Below are 20720 nucleotides of genomic sequence, written 5' to 3'. Positions count from 1 at the left end.
GCCGGGATTCGCATCTTCACAGCGAACTTGGGGCTCTGCGATCAGTGGGTATCCACCGTGAAGGTCCAGGTCAGCCCGCAACATGATCGGTTGGGGTTTTGGGTCAAGTCCCCCCTCGGACACACACCACGTCCCCAGCGTGCGGGTCGAGCGTTGTCTCGGCCCGCACACGCTGTTTTCCGGGCTCGTTCCGCGAGCACCCGCAGGCGCTCAAGTCGCGTCGTGGGGGCGAAGCGGCAGGTCAAGCCATGCCAGCCCGATATCGCGGCGCATGTGGGAGACGTCGGCGGCCGGACGGCCGTCGTGGAACACTGCCAGGCGGTCGGTGACCGGGAGCACCGACGGCAGCCCGATGACATATGGCGACCAGGCGCAGTTCGTGCGGTCGAGCACGACGGCCTTGTCCTGCGGATCCCAGTGGTTGAGGTCGCGCGTCCAGTAGACCCAGACCGCGTCGGTGTACTCGCCGAACGCGTCGAGGGCGATGTGATGGGTGTGAACAGGAACCAGGTGTCGTTCGCGGCCGCGTAGTGCAATGAGGAGTTTTCGATCTGCTCGTCCAGGGGCACGATCGGTTCGGGACCGATTCGCCAGGCGCCGTCGAGGTCCTTGCCGCGCTCGATGCCGATGGTTCGCTTCGTGCCTGCTGTGGTCTGGGTCGAGGCGCTGAAGAACTGCGGGTACTCGCCGCGGTGCCGCGCGATGTGGCCGGGGCTGGCCGTCGTCGCGTAGTACGTTCCGGGCCGCGGGCGGAAGGGGACGGCGTCCCGCCGCTTGGTCCAGGGCCCGGCGGGCCCTGGACCATGAGCCTTGAGGGTCAGATACGGAAAGGCGGGGACGCGGTCCGGCGGCGGCGAGGTGTTCGGAGTGCCGAGGTAGAACATGTGCCAGTCGCCCCGTGCCGCCTGGTAAGTGACGCCGTAGCTGGCGGAGCCGCCGTCGTCGGAGCCGGGCGGCCCCAGCTGCAGGACCGGGCCGTGCCTTTCCCACCGGGTGCCGTCGGTGCTGGCGGCGAGGCAGGCGAGCCAGCCCTCATCGCCCGCGCCGGCGTAGTTCATGTAGAGGGTGCCGCGATCTTGGTAGACCCAGACGTCGCGGGCCCCGTCGACGTCGCAACGTCCGGGGCCGTCGCCGTGTGGCAGCACGGGACCGGCGTCGGTGGCGTAGCGCAACGCTCAATATCCGCGCCACCGGTGGCGCCGGCCAGCTGCTGGCCAGCCTCTCCGGCGGCCAACAGCAAAAGGTGCTGCTCGCCCGCTGGCTCGAATGCGGCTCGTCCCTGCTCGCCCTCGTCGAACCCATGCGCGGCGTCGACGTCGGCGCCCGCGCCGACATCTACACCGCGCTGCGCCGGATGGCTGCTGACGGAGCCGCCATCGTCGTCGCCACCAGCGACTACGAAGAGGTCGTCCAACTCGCCGGCCGTGCCGTGGTCATGATCCGCGGCCGGGTCACCCGGGAACTCGCCGGCGGCCAGATCACCACCGAGTCCCTGATGGACGCCGCCGGCGGATGAGGCAGCCCACCACATCAGGAGAAAGCCCCATGGCCAACGTGCCCGACAACGAACAGGCCCCCGATGGAGCCGAGAAGACCTCATCAGCAGACGCCGACCAGGCCCGGCGCGAGGCCAGCGCCGGCAGGTGCGCTGCCACGGCCCACGATCCGGCCCCGATGACGCCGAGGCGAAGCTTGTCCACGATGGTGACCCCTGTTCTGGTACGGCGGGATGCGGGCCGCGAGGCGGCGCTCTCGGGCGGCGGCTACGGCCAAGCCCAGCTCTCCCACGCACTCGCCCTGGCCTTCGGACTGTCCGAAGCCCGGGCGACCGGCGCCTTCGCCCTGACCTGGGCACCCCAAGGCGGCCCCGTGGAGCTCCACGACGCCATCACCCTGTCCCTGCAGGACGGCGGCATCTGCAGCCTCTCCGGCTCCTCCGGCTTCCTCGGCGCCGACGACAACAAGCACCACCTCGCCGTCGAAGCCATCGGCAGCCGCGGCCAGTTCGCCGTCGACGTCTTCCGCGAACGCGCCAGCCTGTTCAGCCCGGAGGGGCACCGCCGACATGGCGGAGCTCACCGGCGACACCGCGCACCGCGACCGCTTCCGGGCCGCGGCGAAGAAGCTCAAGGACGCCTTCAACAAGGAGTTCCTCGGCTCCGACGGCCACTACCGCACCGCCAAGGACCCCGAATACCGCCAGGCGAGCAATTGCATCCCGCTCGCCTTCGGCATGGTCCCGGCCGGCGCGAAGGCGAGCGTCACCGCCTCGCTCCTCGCCGACATCGAAAAGCGCGGCAACCACCTCAACACCGGCCGCCTCGGCACCAGCGTCCTGCTGCGCGCCCTCAGCGCGAGCGGCCACCCCGAGGTGGCCCACGCCGTCGCCACCCAGCGGACCTACCCCGGCTGGGGCCACTGGTTCGAGCGGGGCGCCGACACCATGTGGGAGTACTGGCCGCTGGATTCCCGCTCCCACGACCACTACTTCCTGGGCACGATCGTGCAGTGGCTGTACGAGAACGTGGCAGGACCGCGCCCCGGCGACGCCGGCTACCGCACCTTCACCGTCCGCCCGGACGCCCGAGCCGGAGTGGACTGGGCGCGTACCGAACTCCACACCGTCCGAGGCCCGGCGGCGGTGTCCTGGTCGCAGATCGACAAGACGGTCCGCCTCACGGTGCGCGTCCCGGTGGGCGCGACGGCCGAGGCGCACGTCCCGGCGGCCAACAAGGGTGCCGCCCACGCCCCCGCCGGCGCCGAATACCTGCGCACCGAGCCGGGTTTCGCCGTCTACCGAGCGCCGCACGGCACCTGGGAATGCAGCGGCGCCCCTGACGTAGCGGTGCTTGACGCCGACCGGGATGTCCTCCGGCCGTGCCGAGCGGCGCCGGGCGGGGGATTTTGCCGACGCCCTGGGGAGGGAGGGGCGGGCGTGGGCGGCCAGTGGCGGGCGGTAGTGTGCCGCGGTATGCACGGAGCGATACGGGGAACCCAGGACGGCACGGGGAAGGCACCGATGGCGGCGCGGTGGGTGCGGGGCAGTGTCGGCGCGCTGCTGGCCGTGACGGCGGTGGCCGGCTGTGATGCGGGGTCCGATGGGAAGGGGAAGCCGGAGCCCGAGAGCTCGGCGACCGCCGAGGTGGCGCTGCCCCTGGAGCGCTACCAGTTGAGCGGGCGGGACACTGAGCGGTACCAGGAAGCCACGGACCTGCTGGCCCAGCGATGCATGGTGGACCTGGGCTACACCGGCTTCCCCCGCCATCCCAAGGAATCCCACTCCGGCGCGTCACTGACGCTGACGGCGATGTCGACCCAGTACGGCGAGGTCGACCTCGACAGCGCCCGCCGCTGGGGATACGGCTTCGATCCGAAGGAGCGCGCGAAGCAGGAGCCGGACGGGCGCGCGATGACGGACGCGGAGTCCGGCGCGCTCCACGGCGAGCCCCGGGGCGCCACCCCGTCCGGCCACAAGACGCCCCCCAAGGGCGGCTGTTCGGGGCAGGCCCAGCGCCGGCTGCTCAAGGGCGTCAAGGACGCCACGCGCCTGTGGACCTACCCCGCAAGGCGCGAGGAGCGCCTGGACAAGGCGGCGCGCAGGGACCCCCGGGTGCGGCGGGCGCTGCGCACCTGGGCGCAGTGCGTCGTGGAGAAGGGGTTCAAGCGGTACGCCGCACCGGACGACGCCTTCCGCGATCCGGCGTGGCGGCGTGGCCAGGACGGCAACACCACCCGCACCCGGCGGGAGTTGGGCACCGCGGTCGCCGACGTCGAGTGCAAGCGCGAGCATCACACTGTGGCCATGTGGTCGACCGTCCTCGCCGAGCGTCAGCGCGCCGACATCCGCGCTCATCAGACCACGTACGACGCGGTCCGGCGCGATCTGGACACGGTGCGCGCCGCCGTGCGGGCCGCCATCGACGCCTGACCGGCGCCCGACCGCGCGGGCGGCGGCACCCGACCTGTCCTCCGCGCTGGCGAGCTTCCGGCCGGCGACCGCCCCGGTGTGTGACGGGCCCCGCGGCGCGCCCGTTGTCGTACCCCCGCACTAATGTCTTCCGTACGACGTGATCGCGGGGGAACGCACATCACCGGTTGCCCGCATGCCCTAGGAGAGTGACCAGGTGACCGCATGCCCGCGACCGGCTCCGCCCGCCACACCAGACAGCGCGGGCGGGCACGGCCCCGCCTCGGCGGTGGACCTGCACGATCTGCGGCGGCTGCTGGCCGAGCGGCCCGGTGATCCGGCGCTGGTCGCCGAGGCCACCCGGCTGAAGGAAGCGGCGCTGCTCGACTTCGGCGTGCGCGACAGTGCCGTCTGCTCCTGGCTGTACGCCAAGTGCCACCACCAGATACCGACGGCCGCGGTCCCCACCGCGGCCGTGGTGGCGAGCGGAGACGGCAGTTGTCTGCTGCTGTTCAATCCGGAGTTCTTTACGGAAATCGGTGCCGACGGCGTTGCCTTCGTGCTGTTCCATGAGGCCCGGCATCTCATCCACCGGCATCTGTACGTGGACGAGGGCCTGCGCTCCGACCCGTTGTTCACCCTGGCCGCCGAGGTGTCCATCAACCATGTGGTGATGACCAGGCTGCGGCGTTTCGGCCTGCCCGTCCGGGCGGTGACGGCCCCGGACGGCACCGTGGTGCGGGAGCCGGCCGGTGTCGACCCCCGGCAGGTGCACGCGGAGTACGTACGGGACCTGGAGGCGCAGGGTCTCGGCCCGCTCGCCTACGAGGAGTTCGTGGAGACCGACCTGGGCGTGTACCGCGAACTGCGGCGCATGCGCACGCGGTTCGCGCCGGATCCGCTGGTCTGCGTGCATCTCGGGACCGGTGCGGACGGCGGCGGTGACGGCCGCGACAGCGACCTGCTGCTGGACGGTGAGACCGCGGCCAGGGTCGCCCAGGAGGTCCTTGAGGAGGTGGCGCGGGCCGCTCTGCGCGGGGAGGGCGTGGCACGGGACGAGATCCTGGGCATGGCCGACCGGAGCGAGGGCGGCGGCGAGCACGCCGCGAGGGTCTGGGGCGGCCTGGGGCTGGGGGCGCTGCGCGGGCGTACCGAGCGCACCCGCCGGGTGGACTGGTGGCAGCGGTGGCTCGCCGACACCCTCGCCTCCAAGCTCCGCGAGGGCGAGCGCCTGGTCTACCCGAAGAAGCACGGCGCCGTGCTGCTCGCCCTCGGCCACGAGCCGATGCTGGTGCACCGCGGGGCCGAGCGCACCAAGGTGGTCGTGATCGCGCTGGACACCTCCGCTTCGATGTCCGACCGGGTGATCACATGGATCACTGAGCTGGTCGGCCACACGGACGGAGTGGAGTCCCACTGGCTGAGCTTTGACGCCGACGTCATGCCGTTCGTGCCCGGGGAGCGGGTCAGGGGCGGCGGGGGGACCAGCTTCCAGCACGTCGTCGACTACGTCGAGGGGCGCAGGGCCGCCGGCGGCAAACGCTGCGAGGTCGAGCCGGACGCGGTGATCGTGGTCACCGACGGCGAGGCCCCGCGTGTCACCCCGGCCCGCCCCGACCGCTGGATATGGCTGATCACCGACAACGGAGACGACTGGCCCGATCGCCATCTCCCGCCCATGGCGTGCCACCGGGTGCGTAGCCGTGACGGCTGACCACGGCTACCGCCCGGCCGCCCGCGCCGGTCAACTCCCGCCACCCGCCCAGGAAACCGAACCTCCCGTCAAGGACACCGCGTGAGCAGTACGAGCACGGCCCGGCCCGCTGATGTCGCGGCCCCCGGCACCCCATCGGCCACCTCCGGCACCCCATCGGCCACCCCGGGCACCACACCGGGCGCCCCCGGACCGGCCCGCCCGGCGCCGCCCGGCCGACGGCCCCGGAAGGCGGCCTGGCGCGCCACCGCCACGTACCCCGAGCGCCCCGGGGGCGGCCACCAGGGTGGCCGGCTGGAGGAGTTCATCGACGCGATGATCTCCCTCGGGCAGACCGGGCAGATCTTCGGCGACCACGGCATCGGGAAGACCTCCACCTTTCTGACCCACGTACCGGAGGCGTTTCCCGGTACCCAGGTGGTGCTCGTGCCCGCGGCCAACCTCACCCCGGACGACCTGCTGATCAACGCGCCCGTCCGGGACCCGGAGAGCGGGGAGCTGGCGCTGGCCCAGCTGATCATGCGTCAACTCCGCCCCGGGGCCCCCTTCGTGCTCCTGATCGACGACTCGCTGCAGGCGGGCGAGACCATCCAGTCGCAGCTGATGCAGATCGCCTGCAACTGGACCCTCGGCCAACACGATCTGCGCGCCCTCGGCTGCGTCGGCGTCTTCCTCGCCGACAACGAGTCGCCCGGCGAAACCGCGTCCGCCCGCAGCGACCTGGCCGTGCTGGACCGCATGGTGACCCTGCGGCTGACCGCCAACGACACCGCCTGGCGGCTTCGCCTGGCCGAGCGCTACCCGGACTGGGACCTGAGCGACGTCTACCGCGAATGGGCCGCCCTCTCCCCGGACCTGCGGGTGCTCCTCTCCCCGCGCACCCTCCAGCACGTCCTGGACTGCGCCCGCGCGGGGCTGCCGCTGGCCTGGGGACTCCCGCTGGTGGGCGGCGTCCGGCTGCGGCTGCGGGAGACCCGGCCGGAGGGTGCGCACGGACCGGACCGCACCGGCGCGATCCTGGACGCGATCGCCCGGGCGGTGGGCTGCGCCAACCCGAGCCGGGTGGCCGACCCGGTGCGCCGCATCCTGCGCACCGCACTGCGCGAACGGTGGGCGGTGCTGCTGCAGGGGCCGCCCGGCTGCGGCAAGACGGAGATCGCCAAGAGCGTCGTCCGGGAGGAGCTGGACGCCGAGCCCGTCTACTTCTCGCTGCCGGTGACCAGCATCGAGGACCTGTGCGTCCCCGTGCCGACCCCTGACGGTGAGCTGGACACCCTGCTCAGCCACCGGCTGACCGGCTCCGAGCCCAAGGTGATCATCTGGGACGAGTACAACCGCCCCAAGGACAAGGCCGCCTTCGCCAAGCTGATGGAGATCACCCAGGAGTGGTCGCTGGCGGGCCGTCCCATCGAGGGGCTACGGGCCCAGATCGCCCTCCAGAACCCGCCGTACCACGTGGGCCGCAAGCTGCGGGTGGCGAGCAACAACGTGGCGCAGGCCAGCCGTTTCACCGTCAGCTACGAGGTGCGCCCGCAGGACATCCCGGCCAACGAGTGGCTGGTCTCGGCCTACGGGGAGGTGGCGGAGACCGTTCTGGAGTGGTGGCACAACGACCTCGACGACGAGGGCCGCGACTGGATCACCAAGCGGACCCTGGAGCGGCTGATCCGTCTGCACCAGGCGGGGCTTCCCCTGCAGAGCGGTCTGATCTACCTCGGCCGGGGCGAGTTCGCCCCGGTACCGCTCGCCCCCCTCGAAGCACGCCTCACTGACCGTGCGCGTGCCGAGCAGGTGAGCTTCGCGGTGCTGGTGCGCGACATCGACCTGTGGGAGAAGCGGCTCGCGGCGGCCTCGGAGACCTCCAGCGAGGGCACCAACGACACCGACCTGGTCCACCAGGTGCTGGCCAACTGCGAACTCAGCCGCCTCAAACGCCGCCCCGAGGTGGTCGCCCGGCTGCTCCGGCACATGCCGCCGAAGCTGCGGGCCACCCACCTCGTCGGCCAGACCGCCGCCCGCCAGCGGTTCTTCACCGAAGCGCTGGTCCGGATGAAACAGCTGCCCGCGTCCTGACCGCCGCCGGGACCAGCCACCCGGGCCGCGACACCGCCCGTGCCCACGCTCCCGTACACCCCCCGTCATCCCGCACTTCGGAGGACATCCGTGCCCCTGGCCGAGCCCCATGCGGTCGCCGCCGTCTACGCACTGGCCGACCGCGACCTGACCCGTGCCCTGCTGAACCGCGCCCAGGAGGAGACCCGCGAACTCCTCTCCTCCTCCGTGCCCTTGTCCGACACCCTGGTCGACGAGGTCATCGCCGCGAAGGACCCCGAGCTGCTGCGGGCGCTGGCCTCGTCGCGGACCGGGGACACCCCGGGGCGGGCGGACGCGCTCCTGCGGCTCGCCCGGCTCGGCGACCCCGCCCTGGCGCGTGCCCTCTTCGGCGATGCGAGCGGGCCCCGGCCGGAGCGGCTGCGGCTCACGGTGTGCGAGGGGGCCGCGGCCACCAAGGACGACCCGGGCTGGTGGGCGCCGGAGGGTCTGGTGCGCTGGCTGCTCGGCATCGAGGACATGCACCTGCTGCTGCCCGCGCTGCGCAGCCCGTTCCCCGAGCTGATCACGCATGTGCTGCGCGTCGGCGGTGACAAGCTCAAGCCGCGCAAGCACCTCGCGGCCTGCCGTCAGGTGCTGGCACACGGTGGCCCGGAAGCACTCGGCGAACTGGCCGAGCAGCCCGGGGTGTTGTGCCACACCGCCGCCGAGGCGGCACGCTGGGCGTGCGCCTCGGACGATCCCGAGTCGGCGCTCCTCGAGGTGATACGGGGCGGTGGGCAGCCCAGGGCCGTACCCACCGGGCAGGCCCGGCAGGGCGGGTCCTCCGGCGGCCGGCCCGAAGAGCCGGATCTCGCCGACGGCGGGGCGCCGCCCCGCGCCGCGGAGGATGCCGTCGAGCATGCCGCGGGGGGCGCTGCCGAGAGGGCCGCGGGCAGTGCCCCCGAGGGCGCCTCGGGGAGTGCCCCGGAGAGCGATGCCGAGCACGCCGCAGGGAGTGCCGCCGAGGGTGCCGCGGAAAGTGGTGCCAAGGGCACCACCACTTCGGCGATCCCGCTGCCCCCGGCTCCTGCTCCCGCTCCCGTGGCCGCGGCTGCCGAGACCGGCACGGCACCCGCCCCGGCCCGCTCCGCCGTCGACGTCACCCTGGAGGTCATCGGGGCGATACGGGAGCGGCCCCATGTCGTGCCCGAGCTGCCCGCGCCCGGGTCCGGCCTGCTGAAGTGGGACGCCCTACTCCTGGCCCATCGGCAGGAGCCCTTCTCGCACACCGCGCTGAGCACGCTGTGGCGGCACCCCGACTGCACCGAGGAGATGGCCGTCACCGCCTTCCGCGAGGTCCGGGGCCGATGGAGCCGCGACGGCGACTACCGGCTGTACTGGTCACTGCTGACCGCGGTGGACTTCTCCGCCGGGGGCTCCACGCCCATGGGGATCCTGCTGCGCCCCGGCGTCGCATCGGGGGTGTTCTCCGCGGAGCGGGTCGTGCGGGAGATCGGGCCCGCCCGGCAGGTGCTGAACGGGCTGCCGACCGAGGAGGAGTCCGTACGGGTGGCGCTGGCGGCTCAGGCGGCACGCCTCGGGGACGACTTCGCGCACTGGCGGGCGTTGTACACGTTGGTGTCGCGGTTCGCCGGGACGGTCGTCGAACTCGTCGACACCGCACTGGCCGAGGCACCCCGGCACCGGGGCAAACCGTGGCCCAAGCCGCTGGGCCCCGAGTTCCCGTACCGCAGTCCGGTGGGTGGCCGGGCCGCGTTCCTCACCCTCTTCGCGCACGCCGACGTGGCGGCACGGTGCGCCCTGGTGGAACACCTCGACGGCCGCACCGTCCAGGCCATGCTCCAGGAGTGCCCTGACCCGGCGGTGCGCGACCGCCTGGTCGAGGTGCACGGGCCACGGGCGCTGGCGGGCCTCGCGGCCCACTGGCACACCCCGCGGGAGGTCATCGAGGAGCTGGTGGCCTACGACGATCCCGAGGTCAACACCGCCCTGTTCAAGTGGACCGACCTCACCGACGCCGAGCGCCGCCGGGTGCTCTCCGGCCGCCGGACCCGCCCGAACCCGGAGGCCGGTCCCGGCGACCGTCTCCCCGTCACCGAGGAACTGGTCCTTGCACTGCGCGAGAGCGCCCGCCCCAACTGGCTGCTGCCCGTGGTGGACTCCGGCGATCCGGTGCTCTGCCGGGTGCTGCTGGGCAGCCGCCGGGTGAAGGTGCACACTCCGGCGCAACAGCTGCACATGCTGACGACGCTGGGTGAGCGGCACGGTCCCGAGGAGGTGCGCGCCCTGCTGGACGAGACCAGCTTTCCCGGCCGCAAGCCCGGTGGCCGTCATCCCCTGCCCGCGAAGACCCTGGAGGCCGCCGGGGCCGCCCTCGACGCCGCCGACCCGCTCGCCGCACTGCGCGAACTGGCCGAGCGCGCCCAGAGCCCCGCGGGCAAGGCCGAGTACCTGGAAGAGGCCACCGCCGCATCCTCCGACACCTCCCTCGCCTGGGCGTTCGACCGCTGGGACGAGGAGAGCGGCACCTCGACCCCCATGCCGTGGGCGGAGCTCCGCGATCTGCACGGCACCCGGCCACTGCACGACCGGCTGCTGCCCCACCTGGCCGGACTCGACGGCTGCCCACCCGAGTTGCAAGCGGCGGGAAAGGAGGCCAACCTCCGGCTGTCGCACTCCGGCTACACCGTGCGCCGGGGCAAGACCCCGCCCTCCGTGGCCGAGATGGTGCGCACCCTGCCCCTGCCCAGCGCCTGGCACCACGGCGAAAGCCCGTGGCTGCGCGAGGCGTACGAGTCGGGGCGGGTCAGCCTGGACGAGATCCTGCACACCGCCCACCCCGCCCCTACCGTGGTCGCCTTCCTCGGCAACCAGACGGGGCCCGGCCGTCCGGTCCGGCAGGAGCGCTTCGAGGAGACCCGGCGACTCGATGAGACCCTGCGTGGCCTGGCCCGTGAACACCTGGGCAGCGACCCCGAGGCATGGGCCCTCGTCCTCCGCCTGCTGCCCGAGTTCGAGGGCACCCTGCCGGAGCTGCTGACGGCGGCGGGGGCGGTGGTCAGCTGACGGCCCCGGAGCAGACGCCGCGGAGCCCTTCCTCGAGGCGGTCCATGAGCCGCGGCCCGCTCAGTCGGGCATGGCGAGCAGTTGCCAGGGCAGCCGGTGGGGGTCGGCTGAGGGGATGGGGACGATCTGGTCGGGGGTGGCCTGCGGGCCGTCGGCGCGGAGCCGGGAGCCGGTGACGTAGCGAGCGGTGTTCGAGGTGACGACCCGGCCGTTGGCGGCGAGGAGGACCACCTTGTGGGCGCGGGTGCCCAGGGTGTCGAGGAGGAGGGCTTCCAGGGCCGCGATGGACAGATCACCCCCGGCCACGCTGACCGAGCCCGAGGGGAGGGCGATGGGGATGGCGAGCGTGACGGTGCACACCTCGATGCCGCCCGCGTCGACGTACGGGCCGACGGCGTGGGGCCGGCGGGTGGTGACCGGGAGGCGGAACCACTCGCGCGACTGGTAGTCGTAGAAGCCGACGGAGTCCGGGTTGAGGGCGTGCGAGATGAACTGCGCCTTGTTGCGTCCGTCCCGGCGCCACCACTCCAGCCAGCGCGGGGTGTCACTGAGGCTGGTGCCGGAGACGGCCACGCCGAGGCTTTCGAAGAGGGTGCCGTCGTGCGCCAGCAGGTCCAGGAGCAGGGGGCGGATGTCCGTCAGGGCCGCGCGGTCCAGGGCGGTCCGCCGCTCCGCCGCTTGGGTGGCGATCTCGACGACACGACGGCGCACGGTGTCGACATCGGCGAAGGCGGCGTCGATGCGGCCCGCGAGCATCTCGGCCGTGCGCGACAGGAGGGAGTCTCGTTCTTCAAGGCTCATGGACGCTCCCCGGGGGCAGGAACCAGTGCGGGCCAACCTACAGCCGGGGCGGATGGATGGCCGCCCCCGGCCACGGCGGGGAGCACCCGGCCACGGTGGGGAGCCGGTCCGCTACGGAACGGGTTTCTCGGCGCCGACCGGCTCGGCCGCGGGGTCCCGGCGATCGCCGGGCCGGACCGGGCTGACCGCCGGACCCGCCGCCCCGGCCAGGGAGTGTTCGGCCAGGACCCCGGTGCGGTGGCGGATCCTGAGCCGGTACATCAGCAGTCCGATCAGCGTGATGCCGCCGACGAACAGGACTCCTCCCCAGCGCAGGTACCAGTGGTAGGGGGCGGTGGAGTTGTAGACCTCGGCGCGGGGCCAGATCAGGTTGACGATCATGACGGCGCCCCTGAGCACCGCGACGATGTTGACGATCAGGCCCCAGCGCCCGAGGGAGAACTCGCCCCTGGCCGGATCGCTGACCGGCTCGCCCCCGCGCAGCCGGTGGCGCAGCATGGGCGCGGTGACCAGCAGGTAGGAGGCGTAGATCAGGACGATGCCGATGCTGGTGAGGATCGTGAAGATCGCGGGTTCCTTGACGTTCACCACGAGGGTGGCGATGGCGAGGACACCGATGGTGATGGCCGCGTTGGTGGGTGTCTTCCGGACGGGGTGGACCCGCCCGAGCCAGGAGCTGAAAGGGAGGTTGCCGTCGCGGGCCATGGCGAAGAGGGTCCGGATGGCGGCGGCCTGGATGGCGAGGGTGCATACGGTGATCGCCACGACGACACAGATCAGGAACGCCTTGCCGAGTGGACCGCCGAGGATGGACAGGACCACGTACTGCAGGCCGCCGTCGGCCGAGCCCAGTTTGGGGTCGCCGAGGTCCGGTGCCGCGAGGAGGCCGAACACCAGCAGCAGGCCGCCCAGGGCGAAGGATGCGGTGACGGCCCGGATGATGGCGCGGGGAGCGGTGCGCTTGGGGTCGACCGTCTCCTCTCCCAGGGAGCTGGCGGTGTCGAAGCCGAACATCACGAACGCGGAGGCGAGCGTGGCGACCAGGAAGGCCCCGGCGTAGCCGAAGTGCTGCCCCCTTCCGAGGCCGTGGGTGTCCAGCAGCACCCCGGGCCCGCGGGTGATGTGCAGGGCGAGCGCGACGACGAGCAGGACGGCGGCGATGAGTTCGACGAAGACGCCGACGCTGTTGACGATGGCGGTGAGCCGGACGCCGAAGGCGTTGATGAGGGTGGTGGAGACGACGAGCAGTCCGGCGAGGATGACGCCGTTGACGGAGAAGTCGTAGGTTCCGGTGCCGTCACCGACGATCTGGAAGCCGTGCCAGATCTGGGGCAGGGTGATCTGATAGGCGAGGGCGACCGCGCCGACGGTGCAGATGGAGGAGATGAGCAGCAGCCATCCCGCGAGCCAGGAGGTGGTGGGGGTGGAGAGCTTCTTGGCCCAGTTGTAGACCGACCCGGCGACCGGATAGCGGCTGGCCAGCTCCGCGAAGCACAGGGCGACCATGACCTGGCCGACGAAGACCAGGGGCCAGGACCACACATAGGCGGGCCCTCCGGAGCCGTAGCCGAAGTAGAAGAGCTGGAAGACGCCGGTGAGGATGGAGATGTAGCTGACTCCGGCCGCGAAGCTGGCGAACTTGCCGATGCTGCGGTCAAGGCTGGGGGCGTACCCGAATTCAGCGACGCCGTCGTTGTCCTGTCCGCTGTGGGAGCTCATGGTGTTCTCCTGATCTAGAGAGGTCAGCCGAAGAGCTGGCGGAGGCTGTCGTTGAGGAACACACCGCTGGGGTCGTACGTCCGGCGCACGCTGACGAAGGTGTCGTACTCGGGGTAGATGGCCCGGACCCGGTCCCGTGTGAGGAAGTGGATCTTTCCCCAGTGTGGCCGCGCCTCGAAGTCCTCGAGGAGGGCGTCCACGTCCCGCAGATAGGGCCAGTAATCGGTGCCGGGTGCTCCGGATACCGACAGGACCGTGGTGTCACGGCCGTGGAAGGGGGAGATGAGGCCCTGGTCGCCCTTCACCCAGCGGACCTCCAGCGGGTACCGCTGGTCGGTGTGGGTGGTGAGCAGCAGGTCGCGTACGGCCGTGACCGCCTCCTGGCCCTTCTCCGCGGGGACGTAGTACTCCATCTCATGGAAGGGGATCATGAATCCCCCGGCGTAGATGCGGTAGGCGCGGTCCCGGCGGGCACCTTCGGTGGTGACGATGCCGTCGGGTTCCGATAGCTCGGTCGCCTGGTAGCGCTTGGTGTAGCAGCGGTCCACCATGGACTCGCCCGCGGGTGTGGGCAGTTCGTAGAGCGACGCGGACTCATCGCGCGGACACCAGATGAATGAGTAGTGGCGGTGGTTGGCGATGTTCTCCTGCCAGCCGGAGACCGTCTCCTGCCAGCCGGGGTACGTGATCTGTTCGGCGAGGTGGTAGCGCGGCACGGCCTGCAGTTCGAGTTCGACGACGACGCCGAGGGTGCCGAGGGCCACCTGGGCGGCGTGCAGTTCGCGGAGGTTGTCCTCGCCGATCTCAACGATCTCGCCGTGTCCGGTGACGAGCTTGACCCAGCGCACGGTCGAGGAGAAGCTCCCCAGGCCGATGCCCGAGCCATGGGTGGCGGTGGAGACGGCGCCCGCCATCGCCTGCTTGTCGATGTCGCCCTGATTGGCGAGGGAGAGGCCCTTGTCCCACAGGACGTCGCCCAGGTCGCTGAGCCGGGTGCCGCCGAGCATGCGGACCCGGTGGGTGGCGGTGTCCACGCCGGTGACCCCGGTGAGCGACGCGGTGTCGATGAGGACACCGCCCGTCTGCACGATCGGGGTGAAGGAGTGGCCCGCGCCCGCGGCCCGGACGGGCAGGCCCTCACGTATGGCGAACCGTACGACGTCGAGGACTTCTCGTTCGTCGCGCGGCCGGACGGTGAAGGCCGGTGAACAGGACTGGTTGCCGCCCCAGTTGGTCCACGGCTTCTCGGTGTCGAACGGGATGGGCGGGATGGCGTAACGCGAGGTGGGCACGGTGACCTCCACGAATTCCGGGGACGGGCGGGTGGGGCGCGGTCAGCCGCCGCGGTGGTGCATGACGTGCTTGGTGCGGGAGAAGTCGTCCAGCGCGTAGACGGAGAGGTCACGGCCGTAGCCGGAGGACTTGAAACCGGACCAGGGCAGTTCACTGGCCAGGACGAGATGGTTGTTGACCCAGACGGTGCCGAAGTCGAGCCGGCCGGGAAGGGTGAGGCCGCGGCGGGCGTCGTCCGTCCACACGGAGGCCGACAGACCGTAGGGGGTGTCGTTGGCGCGGGAGACGGCTTCCTCCTCGTCGGCGAAGGTCTCGACCGTGACGACCGGCCCGAAGATCTCCTCGCGGGTGCATTCGGCGCCCTGGGGGACGTCGGCGAGGACGGTGGGGGGCACGAAGTAGCCGCGCCCGTCGTCGGGTGTCCCGCCCAGGGCGGTGGAGACGCCCTCGGCACGCGCGTTCTCGAGGTGGCGGCTGACGCGTTCGAAGTGGGCCCGGGAGACCAGGGGGCCGATCTCGACGTCCTCCCCGGCGCCGGGGTCGCCCACGACCAGGGTGGCCGCCTCGCGGACCAGGTGCGCGGTGAAATCGGCGGCCACGGATTCATGGACCAGCACCCGGCAGGCGGCACCACACTCCTGTCCGGAGTTCCAGAACCCGGCCGTGCGCAGGGCGGCCGCCGCACCGGCGAGGTCGGCGTCCGGGAAGACGAGGACCGGAGCCTTGCCTCCGAGTTCCAGGTGCACCCGTTTGAGTGTGGTGGCTGCGGTGCGGGCGATCGCGCGGCCCGCGGCGACGCTGCCGGTCAGAGCCACCATGTCGATCCGCGGATGGTCGGCCAACCGCTGGCCGACCACCGGGCCGTCGCCCGTGACGATGTTCAGCACCCCGTCCGGCAGCAGGTCGGCGCAGCATTCGACGAGCTTCAGCGTGGTCAGCGGCGTCTGCTCGGACGGCTTGAGCACACAGGTGTTTCCGGCCGCGAGGATCGGGGCGATCTTCCACACGGCCATGAGCAGGGGATAGTTCCACGGCGTGATCACTCCGATGACGCCGAGCGGCTCCCGCACCATCACCGACAGGTGCTGGTCGACGTATTCGCCCGCCGGAGCCTGGGTCAGCGCCCGAGTGGCGCCCGCCATGAAGCGGAAGGCGTCGACGACCTGTTCGACATCGTCGCGGGAGACCAGCAGGGGCTTGCCGGTATTGGCCGACTCCAGCCGTGCGATCCGCTCGGCGTGCTCCTCGACCCGGTCCGCGATCCGGTGCAGGACCTCCGACCGTTCCTTGGGCGTCTTGGCGCTCCAGGAGCGCTTCGCGGCCAGGGCGGCGGTGACGGCCAGGTTGACATCCTCAGCCGTTCCTTCCACCGCCCGCGCGAAGGGCTCTCCGTCGCTGGGGTTGATGATGTCCCTGGCATGGCCGGAGCTGCCGGGGCGGAACGTTCCGTCGATGAAGTGGCCGAACGGGGGGAGATCGCCGGGATCGATCACGGCCGGGTCGTCGCTGCGGCGGATGGCTCCGTGGAGGGGGGCTGCTGCTGACTGGGTCATGTCGTTCCTCCGAGCAGTCGCTCAAGAAAAAACATTTATTAGTTGCGTTTAAAGAGTTTGGCTGGGGGCGGCGTGGCCGTCAAGGCTCTGTCCCGCCCAAAGACCGCTCGGACAGGACCTAATCTTGAGGAGTGACACAAGGGACCGAAGACGCGGGCACGGTCACCGCCGGATACATCGGCCTTCTCGCGCCGAGCGAGCCGGACGGCAGGGCGCTGGCGGAGCAGGTGACGCATCAGCTGGAGACGGCCATCACGATCGGCCTCCTCAACGACGGTGAACGGCTGCCCTCGGAGGCGGAGCTGGCGACCCAGCTCGGTGTGTCGACCATCACCCTGCGTCAGGCGCTGGCCTCTCTGCGTTCTCGCGGTCTGATCGCGACCCGTCGCGGTCGTGGCGGGGGCAGCATCGTGTGCGGCACCGCGGCCGTGCCCGTCGAGGAGGCGAGGCGGCGGCTGCGCGAGAGGAGCACCGAAGAGCTGCGCGATCTGGGCGACTTCTGTTCGGCCGTGACCACCGCGTCGGCCCGGCTAGCGGCACTGCGGGCGGACGACGAGGACGTGCAGCGGCTGCGCGGTCTGAGCGAGGAGTTCCGGCTGGCCGACAGCGTCGACGCGCTGCGCCGCAATGACAGCCGCTTCCACATCGGCTTGGGGGTCGCCGCCCAGTCGCGGCGCCTGGTGGCCTCCACCGTGCAGATCCAGGGTGAGTTGACGCCGCTGCTGTGGATGCCGCCCGCGGATGACCCGCGGGCCGTGGCGGCGGCGCGGGAGCACGCGGAGATCGTCGATGCCATCGCCGCGGGCGATGCCGCGCGTGCGCACGCCCTGGCGGTCACGCATTGCGAGAGGGACACCGAGACGGTGATCGACGGGCATCTGGAGCTGGTTCTCGCCGCGCGGAACCCGGCCTGACCGGCGGTTCGACCCGCTGGTCCCGGGGGCCGTTTTGCCGGTACGGGCGGCGGCGCCCGTCCTCGTCCTGGCCCGGTCCGACTAGTTCGCGCCTGGGCCCCGCCGGGCGCCGGATCCGCCGAGCGCCCGCAGGCCCTGGATGAGCAGGCGCAGGCCGAATTCGAAGTGGGCCGTGAAGTCGGTGCCGGTGAGGGTGGGCAGGGCGGCGACGAGGTGCGGGAACGGCCCCGACTCCACGGCCTGGCGCAGCCGTTCGGGGTCCGCGTCCGCTTCGTCGGCGGGCCGGAGGGCGGCCTGTTCCTCCAGGGTGTGACCGACCGTGAAGTTGGCCACCGCCATCAGGGTGCGAGCCGCGTCCTCATCGGTGAAGCCCGCCTCGCGCAGTACGCCGGTCACGGTGTCGGAGAAGTGCAGGGTGTGCGCCCCCGTCGAGTGCGTACCGGCGAAGACGCGAGCGCCGTCGCGGTGGGTGAGCAGCGCCGTGCGCAACGCTCGGGCGAGGTCGGCCAGGCGCTCGTCCCAGTCGCCGTTCTCACGGGGTGCCGGGATGTCGGCCAGCATCCGTTCGGCCATCGCGGTCAGCAGGTCGTGCTTGGTGGCGAAGTGGCGGTAGAGCGCCCCGGCCCGCACGCCCAGGGAGTCGGCCAGGCGGCGCATGGTCAGGTCGTCGAGGCCGAGGGCGTCCAGCAGCTGCAGGGCGGTGTCGACGGTGCCCGACCGGTCGAGCCGGGCGGGTCTGCCCCGGCCGGGACTTGACGTGGAACTCATGGGCCCCACTATAGTGAACAGCGTTCTCGTGAACGTTGTTCACTAAAGGGAGGGCCCTGGCCATGCATGCCGATGTGATCGTCGTCGGTGCCGGACCGACCGGTCTGATGCTCGCCTGCGAACTGGCGCTGGCAGGCGTCCGTACGCGGATCATCGAGCGGCGCACCGAGCCGCAGCGGGACTCCCGTGCGCTGACCCTGCATCCGCGCAGTGTGGAGCTGATGGACCTGCGCGGCCTGGCGCCCCGGTTCCTCGCGCTCGGCCGTACGGTGTCGGGCTGGCACTTCGCGGGCCTGGACACCCGGCTCGACTTCGCCGCGCTCGACAGTCGGCACGGCTACACCCTGTTCCTCCCCCAGGCGCGTACCGAATTCCTGCTCCAGGAGCGGGCGTTGGAGCTGGGGGTGGAGATCACCCGCGGCTATGAGGGCACCGGTCTCCGCCAGGGCACGGACGGCGTCGAGGTGCAGGTCCGCGGACCGGACGGCCGTGCCGAGACCCTGCGCGCGCGGTATGTCGTCGGGTGCGACGGCGGTCGCAGCGGGGTGCGCGAGGCCGCCGGTATCGCCTTCCCCGGCGCGGATGAGACGTTGACCGGCGTGCTCGGGGACTTCGCGGTGGTCGACGCCGATCCGGCCGCGCTCGACCGGGCACGGGCGGGCGGCGTGCTGGTGGCGCCCTTGGACGGTGGACTGACCCGGCTGGTGTACCTGGATCCGGAGCGGATGCGCACCCCGAGCGCTGTGCCCGTGTCCCTGGCGGAGTTCCGTACGTCGCTGACCCGGATCTGCGGCTCCGACCTCGGGGTCGCCGAGCCGCGGTGGCTGTCCCGCTTCGGCAACGCCACCCGGCTCGCGGACGGCTACCGGCGCGGCCGCGTTCTCCTAGCGGGCGATGCCGCCCACATCCATTTCCCCGCGGCCGGCCAAGGGCTGAACACGGGTCTCCAGGACGCCATGAACCTGGGGTGGAAGCTGGCCGCCGAGATCAACGGCTGGGCGCCGCCCGGTCTGCTGGACGGCTACGACGCCGAGCGCCGGCCGGTCGGGCGAGCCGTCACCGAGAACACCGAGGTGCAGACCCTGCTCGCGGAGCTGACGCTCGTCCCGCGGTATCACCGCCCCACCGCCGCCCTGCGCGGACTGCTGGACGAACTGCTGGGCATTCCGGAGGTCAATCGCCGGATCGCCGGCCAGGTTTCCGCACTCGCCACCAGTTACTCGGCCAGCGACGCCCACGCCGCCGACCCGCTGGTGGGCCGGCGGCTGCCCGACATCGGACTCACCGACCCCTCGTCGGCGGCGACACGGGCCTACGAGTTGTTCACCCGGGGCCACTTCGTCCTCCTCGGCCTCGCCGGAGACGCCGGCTTGGGGCAGACGGTCGACGCCGGGTGGGACTCGCGGGTCACCGCCGTCACCACCGCCCGGCACGACGGTCATCCGGAACTGGACGGGGTCACCGAAGTGCTCGTCCGCCCCGACGGACACATCGCCTGGGCCACCCGCGGCACCGAGCCGGACGCACGGCGCGCCGAGCGGGTCACCGCCCTCGCCGCCTGGGCGGGCGCGACGCGAGGGATGGCCACCCGGTGACCATGACCCGCCGCACCCCCGGCCCATCGGCCCCGGCCTACTGGTCAACGGTGAAGATCACTGCCCGGTCGTCCTGTGCCGCCGCGCGGTAGAAGTCCGTGAGTTCGGGCAGGAAGGCCAGGGTGTAGGCGATGTCCTCCGTGTCGCCGGAGCCCTGGTAGTCCTCGAAGGTGAGCGTGGCGAAGCGGTCCCGTAGCCAATGCTCGTCGAGGGGGGCCAGGGCGGCCGCGATCTCGTGGACCTGGTCCGGGCTGACGTAGGAGACGATGTAGTCGTCCTCGTGCAGGAGCCGCCCGCCGAGGATGGCGTGGGAGAGCGGGAAGTCGCCGTTGTCGTAGGCCAGATCGCCGTCCGTCAGACAGCGGTGCAGCGCGTCCCAGGACTTGTCGAGCTCGCAGAGCCGGGTGCGGTCCCAGCCTTCCTCGAGCTCTTCGATGAGTTCCAACACGCCGTTGTCGTCCTGGGCGGCCAGCAGACGGGCCGCGTCCTTGTCATCGAGGGCGAAGAGCACCGCACGACCCGCCATCTTGTCCCCAAGTCCTCCGAGTTCACCTGGTGGAATCCAACCATATGCTCGATGGCGGTGAGGTTAGGCGGTCGGCGGTCGGGCGGTTCCGATGATCGACGGTGCGGACGGATGGGCCCGCCCGTTGATGAGGAAGTCGAAGCGGCGCACGTCCTGGACGGTGAAACCCGCGTCGGTGATGGCACGCTCCGTGTCCCGGGTCAGATGGCATCCACCGCCGAACAGGCGCCAGAAGGGGGCGAGCATCCGCTGGGTTCGGAGGAGACGGCGATGCGGTGAGCGGACGTGTTCGTAGAAGCGCAGTTCACCGGAGGGCTTGAGAACGCGTGCGGCCTCGGCGAGTGCGCTGGGCACGTCGGCGATCGTGCACAGGACGAGCGACATCACCGCCACGTCCGCGCTGGCGTCCTCGACCGGCAGGTGCTCCGCCCGGCCGCCGCGGACCTCCACCGGCGCAACGCCATCGGCGGCGGCCCGCTCGGCCATGGCGCGCAGTCTAGGCTCCGGTTCCACCGCGATGACCTGGTCGACCTCCGGGGGATAGTGCCGGAAGTTCGCGCCCGTGCCCGCACCGATCTCCACCACCCTGCCGCGTGTGCCCGCAAGGAGCTCCCGGCGGTGGTCAAGCGACCCGTGGGCCTCGGCCACGGCGTTGATCCGCGGATAGATGCGGGCGAACAGCGGATTCGACACCGGCCTGGCCATGCTGGCTCCTCTGCGTGCGCTGTCGGCGGCGGACCGTGCGCACGCCCCGCGGCTTCACCCACAGAGGCTAGGAGCGGCCCCGCCGCGCGTCCACCATGACGTGT

At 71.8% G+C, this 20720-nt stretch carries 16 protein-coding genes; 7 read left to right on the top strand and 9 right to left on the bottom strand.

Features of this window, described 5'->3' with window-relative positions:
* Positions 1-210: 210 nt before the first annotated feature.
* Complete coding sequence (locus tag VT50_RS21480) at positions 211-393, bottom strand: hypothetical protein (RefSeq protein WP_053048477.1); 183 nt, start codon at positions 391-393, stop codon at positions 211-213.
* Between the two features lie 742 nt (positions 394-1135).
* On the opposite strand from VT50_RS21480, the gene VT50_RS21475 reads away from it, so the two are divergent.
* The gene (locus VT50_RS21475) at positions 1136-1516 is read left to right on the top strand and encodes a sugar ABC transporter ATP-binding protein (protein ID WP_143645247.1); all 381 of its coding nucleotides are present in this window, start codon (positions 1136-1138) and stop codon (positions 1514-1516) included.
* Between the two features lie 83 nt (positions 1517-1599).
* Here the strand turns inward: VT50_RS21475 and VT50_RS39075 are convergent, their stop codons facing one another.
* Positions 1600-2067 (bottom strand): hypothetical protein, encoded by a 468-nt coding sequence (locus VT50_RS39075; protein ID WP_143645246.1) that lies wholly within the window; start codon positions 2065-2067, stop codon positions 1600-1602.
* Here VT50_RS39075 and VT50_RS40510 point away from each other — a divergent pair.
* The 4 genes from VT50_RS40510 to VT50_RS21445 all read left to right on the top strand — a co-directional run bounded on the left by VT50_RS40510 (position 2066) and on the right by VT50_RS21445 (position 10742).
* Positions 2066-3928: an alpha-L-rhamnosidase-related protein gene (locus VT50_RS40510; RefSeq protein WP_240529246.1), complete on the top strand. Its 1863-nt coding sequence runs from the start codon at positions 2066-2068 to the stop codon at positions 3926-3928. The genes VT50_RS39075 and VT50_RS40510 overlap by 2 nt on opposite strands.
* A 268-nt stretch (positions 3929-4196) precedes the next feature.
* Entirely contained in the window at positions 4197-5621 is a 1425-nt protein-coding gene (locus VT50_RS21455) for a DUF2201 family putative metallopeptidase (protein ID WP_046085266.1), read from the top strand.
* Positions 5622-5936: 315 nt separating this feature from the next.
* Complete coding sequence (locus VT50_RS21450; RefSeq protein ID WP_046085296.1) at positions 5937-7694, top strand: ATP-binding protein; 1758 nt, start codon at positions 5937-5939, stop codon at positions 7692-7694.
* Between the two features lie 90 nt (positions 7695-7784).
* Positions 7785-10742 carry a hypothetical protein gene (locus VT50_RS21445; RefSeq protein ID WP_053048478.1) on the top strand — a complete coding sequence of 986 codons (2958 nt, stop codon included), beginning with the start codon at positions 7785-7787 and terminating at the stop codon, positions 10740-10742.
* Between the two features lie 60 nt (positions 10743-10802).
* Here the strand turns inward: VT50_RS21445 and VT50_RS21440 are convergent, their stop codons facing one another.
* The 4 genes from VT50_RS21440 to VT50_RS21425 all read right to left on the bottom strand — a co-directional run bounded on the left by VT50_RS21440 (position 10803) and on the right by VT50_RS21425 (position 16108).
* Complete coding sequence (locus VT50_RS21440; protein WP_046085267.1) at positions 10803-11543, bottom strand: cache domain-containing protein; 741 nt, start codon at positions 11541-11543, stop codon at positions 10803-10805.
* A gap of 111 nt (positions 11544-11654) precedes the next feature.
* Positions 11655-13262: an APC family permease gene (locus tag VT50_RS21435; RefSeq protein ID WP_075200304.1), complete on the bottom strand. Its 1608-nt coding sequence runs from the start codon at positions 13260-13262 to the stop codon at positions 11655-11657.
* A 23-nt stretch (positions 13263-13285) separates the two neighbouring features.
* Positions 13286-14554 carry a D-arabinono-1,4-lactone oxidase gene (locus VT50_RS21430; protein WP_046085299.1) on the bottom strand — a complete coding sequence of 423 codons (1269 nt, stop codon included), beginning with the start codon at positions 14552-14554 and terminating at the stop codon, positions 13286-13288.
* Between the two features lie 42 nt (positions 14555-14596).
* Positions 14597-16108: an aldehyde dehydrogenase family protein gene (locus VT50_RS21425; RefSeq protein WP_078840615.1), complete on the bottom strand. Its 1512-nt coding sequence runs from the start codon at positions 16106-16108 to the stop codon at positions 14597-14599.
* Between the two features lie 131 nt (positions 16109-16239).
* Between VT50_RS21425 and VT50_RS21420 the strand changes: the two genes are divergently transcribed.
* Positions 16240-17022, top strand: a complete 783-nt coding sequence (locus VT50_RS21420) for a FadR/GntR family transcriptional regulator (RefSeq protein ID WP_053048480.1) — start codon at positions 16240-16242, stop codon at positions 17020-17022.
* 81 nt (positions 17023-17103) lie between these two features.
* On the opposite strand, the gene VT50_RS21415 is transcribed toward VT50_RS21420, so the two are convergent.
* Positions 17104-17790 carry a TetR/AcrR family transcriptional regulator gene (locus VT50_RS21415; protein ID WP_046085268.1) on the bottom strand — a complete coding sequence of 229 codons (687 nt, stop codon included), beginning with the start codon at positions 17788-17790 and terminating at the stop codon, positions 17104-17106.
* 62 nt (positions 17791-17852) lie between these two features.
* Between VT50_RS21415 and VT50_RS21410 the strand changes: the two genes are divergently transcribed.
* Positions 17853-19385 (top strand): monooxygenase, encoded by a 1533-nt coding sequence (locus VT50_RS21410; protein ID WP_046085269.1) that lies wholly within the window; start codon positions 17853-17855, stop codon positions 19383-19385.
* Between the two features lie 37 nt (positions 19386-19422).
* On the opposite strand, the gene VT50_RS21405 is transcribed toward VT50_RS21410, so the two are convergent.
* The gene (locus VT50_RS21405) at positions 19423-19911 is read right to left on the bottom strand and encodes a DUF1877 family protein (RefSeq protein ID WP_046085270.1); all 489 of its coding nucleotides are present in this window, start codon (positions 19909-19911) and stop codon (positions 19423-19425) included.
* Positions 19912-19974: 63 nt separating this feature from the next.
* The gene (locus tag VT50_RS21400) at positions 19975-20616 is read right to left on the bottom strand and encodes a class I SAM-dependent methyltransferase (RefSeq protein ID WP_046085271.1); all 642 of its coding nucleotides are present in this window, start codon (positions 20614-20616) and stop codon (positions 19975-19977) included.
* Between the last annotated feature and the right edge of the window lie 104 nt (positions 20617-20720).

The sequence above is a fragment of the Streptomyces antioxidans genome (assembly GCF_000968685.2).
Lineage (GTDB): Bacteria > Actinomycetota > Actinomycetes > Streptomycetales > Streptomycetaceae > Streptomyces > Streptomyces antioxidans.
The sequence above is the reverse complement of the archived record's forward strand: the minus strand, read 5'-3'. Positions and strand labels throughout refer to the sequence as shown.